General features: G+C 72.0%; 13 protein-coding genes. 6 read left to right on the top strand and 7 right to left on the bottom strand.

Features of this window, described 5'->3' with window-relative positions:
- Positions 1–61 precede the first annotated feature (61 nt).
- Positions 62–1108, bottom strand: coding sequence for a glycosyltransferase family 2 protein (locus RLT57_RS09825; protein WP_311296987.1), 1047 nt, complete (start codon positions 1106–1108; stop codon positions 62–64).
- Positions 1109–1219: 111 nt separating this feature from the next.
- On the opposite strand from RLT57_RS09825, the gene RLT57_RS09830 reads away from it, so the two are divergent.
- On the top strand, positions 1220–2722 hold the full coding sequence (locus tag RLT57_RS09830) for an LCP family protein (RefSeq protein WP_311296988.1): 1503 nt from the start codon (positions 1220–1222) through the stop codon (positions 2720–2722).
- 150 nt (positions 2723–2872) lie between these two features.
- On the opposite strand, the gene RLT57_RS09835 is transcribed toward RLT57_RS09830, so the two are convergent.
- Positions 2873–3340 carry an acyl-CoA thioesterase gene (locus tag RLT57_RS09835; protein ID WP_311300654.1) on the bottom strand — a complete coding sequence of 156 codons (468 nt, stop codon included), beginning with the start codon at positions 3338–3340 and terminating at the stop codon, positions 2873–2875.
- Positions 3341–3649: 309 nt separating this feature from the next.
- Between RLT57_RS09835 and RLT57_RS09840 the strand changes: the two genes are divergently transcribed.
- Complete coding sequence (locus RLT57_RS09840; protein ID WP_311296989.1) at positions 3650–4870, top strand: LCP family protein; 1221 nt, start codon at positions 3650–3652, stop codon at positions 4868–4870.
- Positions 4871–4974: 104 nt separating this feature from the next.
- Here RLT57_RS09840 and RLT57_RS09845 read toward each other — a convergent pair whose 3' ends face one another.
- The 4 genes from RLT57_RS09845 to RLT57_RS09860 all read right to left on the bottom strand — a co-directional run bounded on the left by RLT57_RS09845 (position 4975) and on the right by RLT57_RS09860 (position 9218).
- Positions 4975–5397, bottom strand: a complete 423-nt coding sequence (locus tag RLT57_RS09845) for a hypothetical protein (RefSeq protein WP_311296990.1) — start codon at positions 5395–5397, stop codon at positions 4975–4977.
- A gap of 339 nt (positions 5398–5736) precedes the next feature.
- Positions 5737–6438 carry an LAETG motif-containing sortase-dependent surface protein gene (locus RLT57_RS09850; RefSeq protein ID WP_311296991.1) on the bottom strand — a complete coding sequence of 234 codons (702 nt, stop codon included), beginning with the start codon at positions 6436–6438 and terminating at the stop codon, positions 5737–5739.
- Positions 6439–6654: 216 nt separating this feature from the next.
- A complete protein-coding gene (locus tag RLT57_RS09855; protein ID WP_311296992.1) occupies positions 6655–7815 on the bottom strand; it encodes an acyl-CoA dehydrogenase family protein in 1161 nt (386 codons plus the stop codon).
- Positions 7816–7919: 104 nt separating this feature from the next.
- Entirely contained in the window at positions 7920–9218 is a 1299-nt protein-coding gene (locus tag RLT57_RS09860) for an LCP family protein (protein WP_311296993.1), read from the bottom strand.
- Positions 9219–9311: 93 nt separating this feature from the next.
- Between RLT57_RS09860 and RLT57_RS09865 the strand changes: the two genes are divergently transcribed.
- Positions 9312–10652: a UDP-glucose dehydrogenase family protein gene (locus tag RLT57_RS09865; protein ID WP_311296994.1), complete on the top strand. Its 1341-nt coding sequence runs from the start codon at positions 9312–9314 to the stop codon at positions 10650–10652.
- 203 nt (positions 10653–10855) lie between these two features.
- Here RLT57_RS09865 and RLT57_RS09870 read toward each other — a convergent pair whose 3' ends face one another.
- On the bottom strand, positions 10856–11398 hold the full coding sequence (locus tag RLT57_RS09870; RefSeq protein ID WP_311296995.1) for a GtrA family protein: 543 nt from the start codon (positions 11396–11398) through the stop codon (positions 10856–10858).
- Positions 11399–11627: 229 nt separating this feature from the next.
- On the opposite strand from RLT57_RS09870, the gene RLT57_RS09875 reads away from it, so the two are divergent.
- The 3 genes from RLT57_RS09875 to RLT57_RS09885 all read left to right on the top strand — a co-directional run bounded on the left by RLT57_RS09875 (position 11628) and on the right by RLT57_RS09885 (position 14634).
- The gene (locus RLT57_RS09875) at positions 11628–12767 is read left to right on the top strand and encodes a 5-(carboxyamino)imidazole ribonucleotide synthase (protein WP_311296996.1); all 1140 of its coding nucleotides are present in this window, start codon (positions 11628–11630) and stop codon (positions 12765–12767) included.
- On the top strand, positions 12760–13290 hold the full coding sequence (gene purE, locus RLT57_RS09880) for a 5-(carboxyamino)imidazole ribonucleotide mutase (RefSeq protein ID WP_311296998.1): 531 nt from the start codon (positions 12760–12762) through the stop codon (positions 13288–13290). The genes RLT57_RS09875 and purE overlap by 8 nt, the downstream gene beginning before the upstream one ends.
- 147 nt (positions 13291–13437) lie before the next feature.
- A complete protein-coding gene (locus RLT57_RS09885; protein WP_311296999.1) occupies positions 13438–14634 on the top strand; it encodes a dipeptidase in 1197 nt (398 codons plus the stop codon).
- Positions 14635–14660 lie beyond the last annotated feature (26 nt).

Genomic DNA, 14660 nt, shown 5'->3' on the forward strand with positions numbered 1-14660 from the left:
GACCGCCTAACGCGCTCGACCGCCTTATACGCCCGGCCGGCCGTCGCCTGCCCGGCCGTCGCTAGACGTCCGCCGGCTCGGTGGCCGCAGCCCTGACCGCGGGGCGGCGGCTGGCGATGACCTTGCGGGCCAGCGAGCGGGGGCTGGTGAGGAAGCCGTAGCCCCAGCACATGTGCATGGTGGCCAGGGCGAGCGGGATACGGAGCCGGGCGCCGAACGGCAGGCCGCGGCCCGCCGGCAGCGAGCCGGCGACGATGCCGACGACATAGGCGGCCGGGACCGTAAGGGCCCACGGGGTGAGGGCGGCGCCGACGACGACGCCGGCCGCGTTGGCGAGCAGGGCGGCGGGAGCGGCGAGGTAGCGGAGGTTGACCGAGCCGTGGTGGTAGCGGGTGACGACGCGGCGCCAGCGGCCGTAGTCCTTGTACTGCTTGGCGAGGGTGCGCACGCTCGGCCGGGGCCGGTAGGAGACCCGCAGTTCGGGCGAGAACCAGATGAGGTGGCCGGCCTCGCGGATGCGGTAGTTCAGCTCCCAGTCCTGGGCGCGGACGAACTCCACGTTGTAGCCGCCTTGCTGCTCCAGCACCTCGCGGCGGAAGACGCCGAGGTAGACGGTGTCGGCGGGGGCGGCCTGACCGCCGGTGTGGAAGGCCGCGTTGCCGACGCCGATCTTCGCGGTCATCGCGGCGGCGACCGCGTGCTCCCAGTCGTTCTCGCCTTCGGCGTGCATGATGCCGCCGACGTTGGCCGCGCCCGTCTCGTCCAGCAGCCGCACGGCGGTGGCGATGTAGTCCGGCGAGAGCATCCCGTGCCCGTCCACCCGGACCACGACCGGGTGCCGGGACGCCTTGATGGCCGCGTTCAGCGCGGCGGGGGTGCGTCCGGTGGGGTTGGGCACGGTGTGGACCCGCGGATCCTCCGCGACCAGGTCGGCCGCGATCGCGTCGGTACGGTCCCGGGAGGGGCCGAGCGCGATGACGACCTCCAGCGCGCCCGGATAGTCCTGTTCCAGGATGTGCCGGACGGCGTTGCGCAGGTGGCGCTCCTCGTCGAGCACCGGCATGATCACGGAGACGGCCGGGAGCGCGGGATTCGTGGCGGCGTTCATCGCGGCAAACGTTACCGCTTACGGGGGACCCCAGCGCGTGGGGCCAGGACCTACTGTCCTATTTGTCACTAGCCTGAACGGGTCTGCACCCGATGGCTGGAGGTCTCCCCCGTGCCGCCCACCCGACGCCGCCCGCCCCCGCCCGGCAGCCGCCCGCCGGCCGGCCGGCGTCCGCGCCCCCGGCCGCCGATCCGCTGGAGCACCCGGGTCGCCGGCGGTCTGGCCCTGCTGGTGATCACCGTGAGCGGTGTCGGCCACGCGGTCGTCACCGGGGTGAACGGCGCGATCGGCCGGGTGGACGCCTTCGGCGGGATGCAGGGGCGGCCGGACGGCACCAAAGGCACCAACTTCCTGCTGGTCGGCACCGACGGGCGCGACGGCCTGGACCCGTCGGACAGGCAGCGCTACCACCTGGGCGGCACGGCCTGCCACTGCACCGACACCATCATGCTGATCCACCTGTCCGCGGACCGGCGCCGGGCCGCCGTCGTGAGCATCCCGCGCGACACCTACGTACGGCTGCCGGGAAAGCCGCCGCCGGCTCCGCCGGCGTCCGCCGTGCCGGACGCCGGGAGCGCCGGCGCCCGGTCCGCGCCGCCGCCCGCCGCCGCCCGGCCCGCGAAGATCAACCAGGCGTTCGCGGAGGGCGGCGCCAAGCTCACCGTGCGCACCGTCGAGCAGCTGACCGGGATCCACGTCGACCACTACCTGGAGGTCGACTTCACCAGCTTCATGAGGACGGTGGACGTCATCGGCGGAGTGCCGGTCTGCACCGCCGTGCCGCTCAGGGACCCCTACACCGGGCTGGACCTCCCGGTGGGCACGACGACGCTGGACGGCGGCCGGGCGCTGCAGTACGTGCGCTCCAGGCACATCGACGGCTCGGCGGACCTGGGGCGGATGCAGCGGCAGCAGCGCTTCCTGGCGCAGGTCATCCGGAAGATCACCGATGGGAACACGCTGGGCGACCCGGTGGCGGTGGGCAGGATCGCCGGTACCGCGCTCGGGTCGGTCCGCGCCGACCAGCGGCTGGGGGCCGGGGACCTGATCGCCCTGGCCAAGGGCATGAAGGGCCTGTCGGCCGGCTCCTCGGAGTTCGTCTCGGTGCCGCTGAGCGATCCGGACCACGAGGTCCCCGGCGTCGGCTCCACCGTGAAGTGGGACGACGCGAAGGCGGGCAGGCTGTGGGCCGCGATCCGCGCCGACCGGCCGCTGGTCCCGCATCGGCAGGACCCGGCGCACAGGGGCGGCACCAAGGTTGCGGTCGACCCGGCACAGATCCGTGTCACGGTGGCGAACGGCACCGCCACCAGCGGGCTGGCCGCCGGGGCCCAGCGGGCGCTACGCGCCACCGGTTTCGTCACCCCGGGACTGCCGACCACGGCCGCCCACGGCGCCGCCCGGACCGTGATCCGCTACGACCCGCGCTGGGACCGCTCGGTGAAGTCGCTGGCGGCGGCTCTGCCGGGGGCCGCACTGGTGCCGGTGGCCGGGCAGGGCCCCGTCATGGCGGTCACCCTCGGCGCAAACTTCGCCAGGGTCGCCCCGGTGTCGGTGGCGTCCGGCGGCGTCGGGGAGGACGCGGTCACGGGCGACGAGGTGGTGTGCCCGTAGCCGTCCTGGGCGGCGGCACGGGAAGGCTCGCGGCCGGCCGGCTCTCTTACGGCCCGCTGACCTCGGGGCGCCGGGCAGAACACGGCGGCGCACCCGTGGTCGGCGTCCTAAGGGCGCCGGACAGGGCGGCGCACCCGTGGCCCGGGACGCTCATCCGTCCAGGCCCTCGGCCGTCCGCTCCCGGCGCAGCTCCAGGATCGCGCGGCGCCGGGCCAGCCGGTGGGTGCGGCGGATCTGGGCCTCCTGCCACCGGCGGCGGTCCCGGTCGGTCTCGGGGATCACCGGCGGCACCGGGCGCGGCCTGCCCTCGGCGTCCACGGCCACGAAGACCAGGTACGCGCTGGCGACCTGCTTGGCCGGGCCGGACTCGTTCCAGCGCTCGGCGACGACCCGGACCCCGACCTCCATGGAGGTCTTGCCGGTCCAGTTGACCTGGGCTTTCACATGGAGCAGGTCGCCCACCCTGACCGGTTCCAGGAAGGCCATCTCGTCCATGGCGCCGGTGACCGCCGGGCCTTCCGAATGGCGGCCGGCCACCGCGCCCGCGGCGTCGTCCACCAGCTTCATCACCACGCCTCCGTGCACCGTGCCCAGCAGGTTGGTGTCGTGCGCGCTCATGATGTGGGAGAGCGTGATCCGGGACGCCGAGGCGGGCTTCCCCGGGATCACCGGGACGGCCGGGGTGGACAGCCGCGCCGGGGTGTCCCGCCCGCCCTCCCCGTCGGGGCGGGGGCCGGTTCCCGGCGCTGCCCGGCCGGCTTCCGGACCGGGCTCGGGTCCGGTCTGCGGACCGGCGGAGGAATCGATCACGCGTCCCACTTTAGGTCCGTCACGGATTCGCTGCGGCCGGTGGCCGAATGCATCGGGTCTGCTACAGAACCGCCTGCGATTCCCGGTCCCCGAAGACGGCCGGGCACACTGGCGGGCATGAACGGTTGGAGCGATGACACCGAGCGGCGCCGGCGCACCGAGCCCCCGCTGCCCCCTGAACTGTCGCCGCGCCGGGCCGCTGCCGCCGGCGGGGTCCCGCCGCAGTCCGGCCGCCGCCCGCAGCCGGGCGGCGCCCCCGGCGGCGCGTACGGGCCGCCCAGCGCGTACGGGCCGCCCGGTGCCGGCGTCCCCGGTGGGCCCGGCGCCCCGCGCGGCCCGCGCTGGAGCACGCGCAGGAAGATCGGCTGGGCCGCCCTCGGTCTGGTCGTGGTGCTGCTCGTGGTGTCCGCCTCCACGTACTTCTGGGCCGACTCCAAGGTGCGCCGGGAGGTCGACCTGGGCAAGGTCGAGGACCGGCCGCCGACGGGCAAGGGCACCAACTATCTCATCGTCGGTTCCGACAGCCGCGAGGGCCTCACCAAGGAGCAGGAGAAGCAGCTGCACACCGGCGCCGACAGCGGCCAGCGCACCGACTCCATGATGATCCTGCACACCGGCGGCAACGGCACCACGATGATGAGCCTGCCCCGCGACTCGTACGTCACCATTCCGGCCTTCACCGGGCAGCGGACGCACAAGCGGTACGCGGCCTCCACGCACAAGCTCAACCGCGCGTACTCCGACGGCGGCCCCGAGCTGCTGACCCGGACCATCGAGTACAACACCGGCATCCGCATAGACCACTACGCGGAGATCGGCTTCTCCGGCTTCGTGAACCTGGTCGACGCGCTCGGCGGTGTGAAGATGTGCCTGGACAAGCCGCTGCACGACAAGGCGTCCGGGGCGGACTTCTCGGCCGGCTGCCAGACGCTCGACGGCAGGCAGTCGCTGGCCTTCGTCCGGCAGCGGCACCAGGAGGCCGACCAGGACCTCGGCCGGATGCGGAACCAGCAGAAGTTCCTGTCCACCCTGGCCCACCAGGCGGCCTCGCCGTCGACCGTCCTGAACCCGTTCAAGCTCTACCCGGTGATCGGCTCCGGCCTGGACACGCTGGTCGTCGACAAGAAGATGAGCCTGCCGGACCTGGCGTCCATGTTCTGGGCGATGAAGGGGGTCACCGGCGGCAGTGGGCACTCGATCACGGTGCCGATCGCCAACGCCAACTACATGACGCCCAACGACGGGGACGCCGTCAAGTGGGACATGGCGAAGGCGAAGCCGCTGTTCGACGAGCTCAGGAGCGACCAGAAGGTGACGGTCGCCGACAGCGGCCGGTAGCGGCGCCCTCGGGGGACGGACGGCGGCCCCGGCCCCGCGGCGGGTTCGTCGCGGGGCCGGGGCCGCCGGTGCTTCCCCGGGTGTACGGCGGATCGGTGATCGCGTCAGGCGGCGATCGGCTGGCCGGTGACGGCCGGCACCCACTGGTCGAGCTCGGCGCGCCAGTAGCGGCCCACGTTCAGGCGGGTCGGCTTCTCCTGGCCCGGCAGCTGGAAGCGCAGCGAACTCCACAGCACCTTGCGGCGGACGTCGCTGACCAGGCCGGCGGCCTCGGCGCGCGGTATCGCCGCCACCAGCTCCTTGGGACGGGCGGTCATCCGGCCGGCCTTGTGGAAGACCACGGCCTGCTCGGTGACGGTGACGAAGTAGTACTTCACGAACGCCTGGGCGAGCAGGCCCAGGTTGTCCATCAGCCACGGGCTGGGCCCGGTGACGGTGTGGAAGGTGACGATCGGCCGGTCGGCCGGGTTGATCTCCGCGATGGCCTGCGCCACCTGCTCCTGCATCGTCGATTTGCGTATAGCCATGAGGTGCCCCCAATTTCACGTGCGCCGTGCGACGTACTGACATGCCGTGGTGCCGCCGCCGATCGGCTAGTGGCGGCGCCGCAGCGTACCGCTCCGCGGCTGTCAGGTACGCGGCGGGTGCTGATTCGTGACAACGGTGACGGAACACCCCCACCGCCCTGAGGCGGTCCGGACCGCCTCAGGAAGCCTTCAGCGGCTCCTCGGGGCCCGTCCGTCGGGGACCCCCGAGTGCCGCCAGGCGGCGTCCGCGGACGGGCGGCGTCCGCGGACGCACCACGGCCGTACGACACCGGTGTCGTACGGCCGTGGTGAGGGTGGAGCGGTGAGCCGTCGGCGGCGTCAGTGACGCGCGGCCGGCCTGCGGCGGCGCAGGGCGAACACGGAACCGCCGCCGATGACGACCAGCGCCGCCGCGACACCCGCGATGATCGGGGTGCTGCTGCTGCCACCGGTCTCGGCCAGGTTGGTGGTGCCGCCGGCCGCCGGGGACGGCGCGTTGCCGGTGTCGGCGACGACCGGGGCCGTGGTGGTGCCGCTGGGGGCCGGGGTGGGCGACTCGGTCGCCGGCGTGGTGGTCGGGGTGTCCGTGGTGGGCGACTCCGACGGGGAGGTGGGCGGAGGAGTGGTGGGCGGGGCGGTGGTGGGCGGCGGCGTCGTCACGCAGGCGGTGGCCGGCGTGGTGATCTTGGTGTCGCCGACCTTGCCGCCGTGCGTCTTGACGACGGTCACCGTGTAGGTCGTGTTCGGCTGCCAGTCGACCGTGAAGTCGACGTCGACGCCGCCTGCGGAACCGATCACGTTCTCCTGCTGGCCGACCTGGGTGTCGCCCTGCTTGACGGTGATCGTCACGGGGGTCCTGGAGCCGTCCTTGTCGACGACCGTGATCACGCCGTGGCCGGCGTCGTCGCACGACGCGCTGCCGGAGAACTCGGAGATGCTGCATGCGAACGCGCTGCCTGCGACGCCCAGCGCGAGAGCGGCTGCGGCGGAGGCGACGCCAATGGATCGCACCGCTATGGCGGTGCGGCGGTTAGTGGACACGTCTTCCCTTCACGGGACTCGGATCACAAGCAGAGAAAGGCCGTTCAGCAGACGCTCGGGCCCCCCGTCCCGCTGATGGCCCCCACAGCTCTACAAGCCCCTTCGGACGCTTGTCAATTGATCGCAAACCGACCGCTAAACCACCCCAACAGTCCAAAGGGCACCCCGCGGGGTGCCCTTCGAGCTGCGGTTATTACACAGTTGCGACGCAGGAGGTTACGCGGGCAGGTTGCGTGACATGACGATCCGCTGCACCTGGTTGGTGCCTTCATAAATCTGCGTGATCTTGGCGTCGCGCATCATTCGCTCCACCGGATAGTCGCGCGTGTAGCCGTAACCGCCCAGGAGTTGGACCGCGTCGGTGGTGATCTCCATGGCCGCGTCGGAGGCGAAACACTTGGCCGCGGCGCCGAAGAAGGTCAGGTCGGCGTCCACACGTTCGGATTTGGCCGCGGCGGCGTAGGTCAGCTGCCGGGCCGCTTCCAGCTTCATGGCCATGTCGGCGAGCATGAACTGGATGCCCTGGAACTCGGCGATGGCCTTGCCGAACTGCTTGCGCTCGTTGACGTAGCCCCTGGCGTAGTCGAGCGCGCCCTGGGCGATGCCGACGGCCTGGGCGGCGATGGTGATGCGGGTGTGGTCGAGGGTCTTCATCGCGGTGCCGAAGCCGGTGCCCTCGGCGCCGATCAGCCGGTCGGCCGGGATGCGCACGTTGTCGAAGTAGACCTCGCGGGTCGGCGAGCCCTTGATGCCGAGCTTCTTCTCCGGGGCGCCGAAGGAGACGCCCTCGTCGCCCTTCTCCACCACGAAGGCCGAGATGCCCCTGGAGCGCTGGTCCGGGTCGGTGACGGCCAGCACCGTGTAGAACTCCGAGACGCCGGCGTTGGTGATCCAGCGCTTGACGCCGTTGAGCACGTAGGAGTCGCCGTCGCGGACCGCGCGGGTCTTCATGCCGGCCGCGTCGGAGCCGGCGTCGGGCTCGGACAGGCAGTACGAGAACATGCCCTCGCGGCGGGCCAGCGCGCCCAGGTACTTGGCCTTGAGCTCCTCGGAGCCGGCCAGCTGGACGGGCAGCGAGCCGAGCTTGTTGACCGCCGGGATCAGCGAGGAGGAGGCGCAGACCCGCGCGATCTCCTCGATCACGATCACGGTCGACAGCGCGTCCGCGCCGGAGCCGTCGTACGCCTCGGGTACGTGCACTGCGTGCAGGTCGTTGGTCTCCAGGGCGTCGCGCGCCTCCTGGGGGAAGCGCGCCTGCTCGTCGACCTCCGCGGCGAAGGGCGCGATCTTCGCCTCGGCGAGCGAGCGCACGGCGGCTCTGAGCATGTCGTGCTCTTCGGAGGTCCGGAAAAAGTCGAAGTCGGAGGATCCGGCCACTGTGTCTCACTCCCCGAGTGCTAACTACCGTTAAGTAACCCTACGATCCTAGGGCGGGGGTCGCCAGGGGGCCTACGGGGTGCGCCGGCCGGGGCGGGTGACGTTCACGACACCTTGTCGCCCAGGGTGTCCAGGCTGTGGGTGGCCACGAAGTCGGTCATCGTGTCGTTGCGCATCGACTCCCACAGCTCGTCGGCGGCATTGGCGTCCAGCAGCACCACGGACTGCTTCTGGATCATGTCGAAGCCGCCCACCGGGGCGTTCATGAAGGCCATGTCGGACGACCTGACGTCGCGCATGCCCCACACCAGTCCGCGCAGGTCGCCGTTGGACAGCTGGTCGTCCACGCTGACCACGGACGTGACCTGGTCGAGCGTCCTCTTGAGCTTGAGCGGGTTGCTGAAGGTGCCCCCCGACAGCATCTTGACCAGCACCGCCCGCAGGAAGTTCTGCTGCCGGTGGGCACGGTCCAGGTCGCCGTTCGGCAGCCCGTACCGCTCGCGTACGTAGTCCAGCGCCTCGTCGCCGTCCATGTGGTGCGTACCGGCCGTCCAGACCGCGCCAGGGCCGCCGCCGTGCAGCCGGGAGACCGTCTTGTCGACGGTGATGTCCACGCCGCCCACCGCGTCGGTGAGCTTCTTGAAGCCGCTCCAGTCGATGACCGCGAGGTGGTCGATCTTCACCTTGGTCAGGCGCTGCACGGTGTCGATGAGCAGCGGCGGGCCGCCCCAGGAGAAGGCCGCGTTCAGCTTGGCCTTGCCGTGGCCCGGGACGCTGACCCAGGAGTCGCGGGGCAGCGAGACGACATAGGCGTGCTTGTGGTCGGCCGGGAGATGGACCAGCATCATCGTGTCGCTGCGCTGGGCGCCCGGCTTCCACTCCGGCGCCTTGGCGTCCTTGCCCGTGGTCGGCAGGTCGGACCGCGCGTCCAGGCCGACCAGCAGGAAGGTCTGGCTGCCGTCCTTGGATGGCGGGGGAAGCGCGCTCTCGGGCACGCCGGTGGGGAAGGCGTTGGGGATACGGTCGACGCGGCCGGTGTAGTGCTGGTACGCCCAGTAGGTGGTGCCCGCGGCCAGCAGGACGCCGGCGCACAGCAGGACGAGGGCGCCGTAGAGGACCCTGCGGGTACGGCGGCGGCGCCGGGTGCGGCGGGCGGGCTCGTCGCGGTCCGGGTCGTCCGAAGACGCCCCGCCGGCACCGGTGCGGCCCGGCGCCAAGCCCGCAGGACCGCCGGGTCCCGGGCCCGGCAGGTCGCCCGCGGCGCCCTCCCGGGATATGGACGGGGAGGGGTCCTCCGTCTTCCCCGGCGGGGCCCACGGCGCGGCCGCGCCCGCCCCCTGGTCCTCCGCCGGGACCCGCCCCGCACTGAAACCGCCTCTGCCGGCGTCGCCGTTCTCGGCCACAACCCACCCCTTAGATCTCTGCACGCATTGTGGACCGAGTGGCCATGTTCCATACATCATTTGGTTCACCGAGTGCCGACTATGCTTCGGCGCATGCCTCTGAAGCTCACCGTCATCGGCACCGGCTACCTCGGCGCCACCCACGCCGCCGCCATGGCGGAACTCGGATTCGAGGTGCTCGGGCTCGACATCGACCCCCGTAAGATCGAGATGCTCTCACGCGGCAAGGTACCGATGTACGAGCCGGGTCTGGAGGACCTGCTCGCCCGGCACGTGGCCGGAGCGGACGGTGCCAGCGGGCGGCTGCGCTTCACCACCTCCTGGGAGGAGGTGGCCGAGTTCGGCGACGTGCACTTCGTCTGCGTCAACACCCCCCAGAAGCACGGCGAGTACGCCTGCGACATGAGCTACGTGGAGAGCGCGTTCTCGCTGCTCGCCCCGCATCTGCGCCGCCCGGCCCTGGTGGTCGGCAAGTCGACGGTACCGGTGGGCAGCGCCGGCCGGCTGGCCGGGCTGCTGCAGCGGCTGGCCCCGGCGGGAGCGGAAGCCGAGCTGGCCTGGAACCCGGAGTTCCTGCGCGAGGGCTTCGCCGTCGAGGACACCCTGCACCCGGACCGGATCGTGGTCGGCGTGACCGGCGAGCACGCCGAGACGGTGCTGCGCGAGGTCTACGCGGCGCCGATCGCCGAGGGCACGCCCTTCGTGGTGGCCGACTACCCCACCGCCGAGCTGGTCAAGACCGCCGCGAACGCCTTCCTGGCCACCAAGATCTCCTTCATCAACGCGATGGCCGAGGTCAGCGAGGCGGCCGGCGGCGACGTCGCCAAGCTCGCGGAGGCCATCGGCCACGACGACCGGATCGGCCACAAGTTCCTGCGGGCCGGCATCGGCTTCGGCGGCGGCTGCCTGCCCAAGGACATCCGCGCCTTCATGGCCCGGGCCGGCGAGCTGGGCGCGGACCAGGCCCTGACGTTCCTGCGCGAGGTCGACTCCATCAACATGCGGCGCCGCACCCACATGGTCGAGATGGCCCGCGAGGCGGTCGGCGGCGGCTTCCTGGGACGCCGGATCGCGGTACTCGGCGCCAGCTTCAAGCCCGACTCCGACGACGTACGCGACTCGCCGGCCCTCAACGTGGCCGGCCAGATCCACCTCCAGGGCGGCCAGGTCACCGTCTACGACCCCAAGGGCATGGAGAACGCCCAGCGCATCTTCCCCACTCTCGGCTACGCCCCCACCGCCCTGGACGCGGTACGGGGCGCCGAGGTCGTCCTGCACCTCACCGAGTGGCGCGAGTTCCGTGAGCTGGACCCGGCGAGCCTCGGGGAGGTCGCGGACCGGCGGCACATCCTGGACGGGCGCAACGCGCTCGATCCGGCACTGTGGCGCAAGGCGGGCTGGACGTACCGCGCGATGGGGCGTCCGTCGGCCTGAGGGCGTTTCTTTCGGGGGAGGGCGCGGGCCGGTCCCCTCTCCCGGCCCGCGAACCGGTCCCTCTTGGCCGTGCTACCGGCCTCAGGTGTGCTCCCTGGTCGGCCTCAGGCGCTAAGACCGGGGCCGTGGGCGGCAAGGTACGGTGCGGGGTGGGGCGGTGCGGCCGGTACAGGGGTCGGCCGGGCCTCGCGCGCCCCCGCCGGTCAGCTCGACTTGTCCGCGTCGGCCTTGCTGCGCTTGGGCCGCGGCTGCGCCGGCGCCCGGCGGTCCGCCCCGGTGAGGAAGGACTCCGCCTGCTCCACGGCCCCGCGGGCGGGCATCGTACGGAAGACCCAGGTGCGGTAGGACCAGAAGCGGAAGAGGGTGGCGACCCCGATTCCGGCGAACTTGAAGACGTTGCTCTGCAGCTGGCTGTCCCAGCCGAACGCGTACGTCGCCAGGTAGAGGACGCCGTTCTCGATGACCAGGCCGATCGCGCTGAAGAACAGGAACAGGCTGAGTTCCCTGGTGCGGCCCGCCTTGTCGCGGTCGCGGTAGGTGAAGTACCGGAAGCCCAGGTAGTTGAAGGCGATGGACACCACCGTGGCCAGGATGCTGGCCCGCACGGTCTGCAGTTCGGTGCTGTGCCGTACCAGGTTGAACACACCGATGTTGACCAGCACACCCACCGCGCCGACGGCGCCGAACTTGGCGATTTCGCGGTACACCAGGCGAAGCCTGGAACGCAGTGAGCGCAGTCCGCTCATGTTCGCTCGGCCCTGTCTGTCGGGGGTCGGGTGCCTGGTGAGGTCGGGGTGACGCTGCCAGTGGTCCTCATCATGCTAACCGCCTTGTGCGAAAATACGGCGTTCGATGGGCGTTATTCCTCCTCTCGTACGGCGGATACCCTGGTCGAGCCAGTTTCCGGGGGCGGGCCCTGTCCGAGGGCGGGCCCCGAGCCCCGCGTACCACGCGCGTATCCCGGCAGGAAGAAAAGTGACATTCCCCGTAGTCGGCATGGTCGGTGGCGGCCAGCTCGCCCGTATGACGCACGAGGCGGGCATCCCGCTCGGGATCCGGTTCAGGATCCTCAGCGACACACCGCAGGAGTCCGCCGCGCAGGTGGTGGCCGACGTGACCGTCGGTGACCACCGCGATCTGGACACGCTGCGGGCCTTCGCCGCGGGCTGCGACGTCCTCACCTTCGACCACGAGCACGTCCCGGCCGGGCACCTGCGGGCGCTGGAGGCCGACGGTGTGATCGTGCGGCCCGGCGCCGACGCGCTGGTGCACGCGCAGGACAAGGGCGTCATGCGGGCCCGGCTCGCCGCCCTGGGGGCGCCCTGCCCGCGGAACCGGATCGTCGCCGATCCGGCGGACGTGGCGCGCTTCGCGGCGGAGACCGGCGGCTTCCCGGTCGTGCTGAAGACCGTACGCGGCGGGTACGACGGGAAGGGCGTGTGGATCGTCCGGTCCGAGGCGGACGCCGCGGAGCCGTTCCGCGCCGCGGTGCCGGTGCTCGCCGAGGAGAAGGTGGACTTCGTCCGCGAGCTGGCGGCGAACGTGGTCCGCTCACCGCACGGGCAGGCGGTCGCCTACCCGGTGGTGGAGTCGATCCAGGTCGACGGCGTGTGCGACACGGTGATCGCGCCCGCGCCCGGACTGCCCGAGGAGCTGTCGGCGCGGGCGCAGGGGCTGGCACTGACCATCGCCCGCGAGCTGGGCGTCGTCGGGCATCTGGCGGTCGAGCTGTTCGAGACCGCCGACGGGCGCATCCTCGTCAACGAGCTGGCCATGCGCCCGCACAACAGCGGCCACTGGACCATGGACGGGGCCGCCACCTCGCAGTTCGCCAACCACCTGCGGGCGGTGCTCGACCTGCCGCTCGGCGACCCGCGGCCCCGCGCCCGCTGGACGGTGATGGCGAACGTGCTGGGCGGCGACTTCCCCGAGATGTACACGGCCTACCTGCACTGCATGGCCCGGGATCCCGGGCTGAAGATCCACATGTACGGCAAGGACGTGACGCCGGGCCGCAAGGTCGGGCACGTCAACACCTACGGCGACGACCTGGCCGACGTGCGGGAGCGCGCCCGCCACGCGGCCGACTACCTGCGAGGAACGATCGATGAGTAACGCGCCCGTGGTGGGCATCGTGATGGGTTCCGACTCCGACTGGCCGGTGATGGAGGCCGCGGGGCAGGCGCTGGAGGAGTTCTCCGTGCCGTACGAGGTCGACGTGGTCTCGGCGCACCGCATGCCGCGCGAGATGATCGCGTACGGCGAGGAGGCCGCCGGACGCGGTCTCAAGGCGGTCATCGCCGGCGCGGGCGGCGCGGCGCACCTGCCCGGGATGCTGGCCGCGGTGACGCCGCTGCCGGTGATCGGCGTGCCGGTCCCGCTCAAACACCTGGACGGCATGGACTCGCTGCTGTCGATCGTGCAGATGCCGGCCGGGGTGCCGGTGGCGACGGTCTCGGTCGCGGGGGCCCGCAACGCGGGGCTGCTGGCGGTGCGGATCCTCGCCGCGCACGATCCGGAACTGCTGGCGCGGATGCGGGAGTTCCAGGTCTCGCTGAACGAGGAGGCGACCGAGAAGGGGAAGCGGCTGCGGGCGAAGGCCGCCGGTGCGGCGGCGGGCTTCGGCTTCGGGCACTAGGCTGTCGTCCGGAGCTGCGCGGCGTCGCGGTCCCCGGAGATCCACACGACAGGCCCTCGTTCTGTCTCCGCCGGTCAGCGGCTTGTCCGGGAAGTTTTCCACAGGGCCTCCAGCGGCTCGGCTGACCGGCGAAATACAGTGTCCGGCATGGAACTTCTGACCGATTTTCTCCCCCGGGCCCGCGAACTGCTGGCCGCCCATCCCGTGGTGGACGGGCACAACGACCTGCCATGGGGACTGCGCGAGCAGGTGGCGTACGACCTCGACCGGTTGGACATCTCCGTCGACCAGACGGGGCGTACGCACACCGACATCCCGAGGTTGCGCGCCGGCGGGGTCGGCGGGCAGTTCTGGTCGGTGTACGTGCCGGTGGACCGGACCGGCGGCGCGGCCGTCACCGCGACGCTGGAGCAGATCGACGTGGTCCACCGGATGACCGAGCGCTACACCGACGACCTGCGGCTCGCCCTCACCGCCGACGACATGGAGACCGCCCGCGCGCAGGGGCGCATCGCCTCCCTGATGGGCGCGGAGGGCGGCCACTCCATCGACTGCTCGCTGGCCGTCCTGCGCCGGCTGTACGCGCTCGGTGTGCGCTATATGACGCTGACCCACAACTCCAACACCCCGTGGGCGGACTCCGCGACCGACGAGCCCGCCGCCCACGGCCTCACCGCCTTCGGCGAGGAGGTGGTCCGCGAGATGAACCGGCTGGGCATGCTGGTGGACCTCTCGCACGTCTCCCCCGACACCATGCGCCACACCCTGCGGATCGCGCAGGCACCGGTTGTCTTCTCGCACTCCTCGGCCCGCGCGGTCTGCGACCACGTCCGCAACATCCCCGACGACGTGCTGGCGCTCCTGCCCGGCAACGGCGGCGTCGCCATGGCGACCTTCGTACCCAAGTTCGTCCTCCCGGCCGCCATCGAGTGGACCCTGGAGGCCGACGCCAACATGCGCGCCCATGATCTCCACCCGCTCGACACCACCCCGCGGGGCATGGCCGTCCAGCACGCGTTCGAAGCGGTCCGTCCGCGGCCGGCGGCCACCGTCTCGACCGTCGCCGACCACCTCGACCACATGCGCGAGGTCGCCGGGATCGACCACCTCGGTATCGGCGGCGACTTCGACGGCACCGCCTTCACCCCCGACGGCCTCACGGACGTCTCCGGCTACCCCAACCTGGTCGCGGAGCTTCTCCGCCGCGGCTGGTCCGACGCCGACCTGGCCAAGCTCACCTGGCAGAACGCGGTCCGGGTGCTGCGCGGCGCGGAGTCCGCGGCGGTCGCGCTGCGAGCACGGCGCGGCCCTTCGACGGCGACCATAGGCCAGCTGGACGGCTGAGCCGCTTCCTCGTCCCGGAGCCGCGC

The sequence above is a fragment of the Streptomyces sp. ITFR-21 genome (assembly GCF_031844685.1).
Classification (GTDB): domain Bacteria; phylum Actinomycetota; class Actinomycetes; order Streptomycetales; family Streptomycetaceae; genus Actinacidiphila.

Bases quoted from the DNA above. Each gene is read 5' to 3' on its own strand.
- RLT57_RS09885 (WP_311296999.1), top strand. From the start codon at position 13,438: ATGGAACTTCTGACCGATTTTCTCCCCCGGGCCCGCGAACTGCTGGCC.
- RLT57_RS09835 (WP_311300654.1), bottom strand. From the start codon at position 3,340: ATGAGCGCGCACGACACCAACCTGCTGGGCACGGTGCACGGAGGCGTG.
- RLT57_RS09840 (WP_311296989.1), top strand. From the start codon at position 3,650: ATGAACGGTTGGAGCGATGACACCGAGCGGCGCCGGCGCACCGAGCCC.
- RLT57_RS09845 (WP_311296990.1), bottom strand. From the start codon at position 5,397: ATGGCTATACGCAAATCGACGATGCAGGAGCAGGTGGCGCAGGCCATC.
- RLT57_RS09825 (WP_311296987.1), bottom strand. From the start codon at position 1,108: ATGAACGCCGCCACGAATCCCGCGCTCCCGGCCGTCTCCGTGATCATG.
- purE (WP_311296998.1), top strand. From the start codon at position 12,760: ATGAGTAACGCGCCCGTGGTGGGCATCGTGATGGGTTCCGACTCCGAC.
- RLT57_RS09865 (WP_311296994.1), top strand. From the start codon at position 9,312: ATGCCTCTGAAGCTCACCGTCATCGGCACCGGCTACCTCGGCGCCACC.
- RLT57_RS09870 (WP_311296995.1), bottom strand. From the start codon at position 11,398: ATGAGCGGACTGCGCTCACTGCGTTCCAGGCTTCGCCTGGTGTACCGC.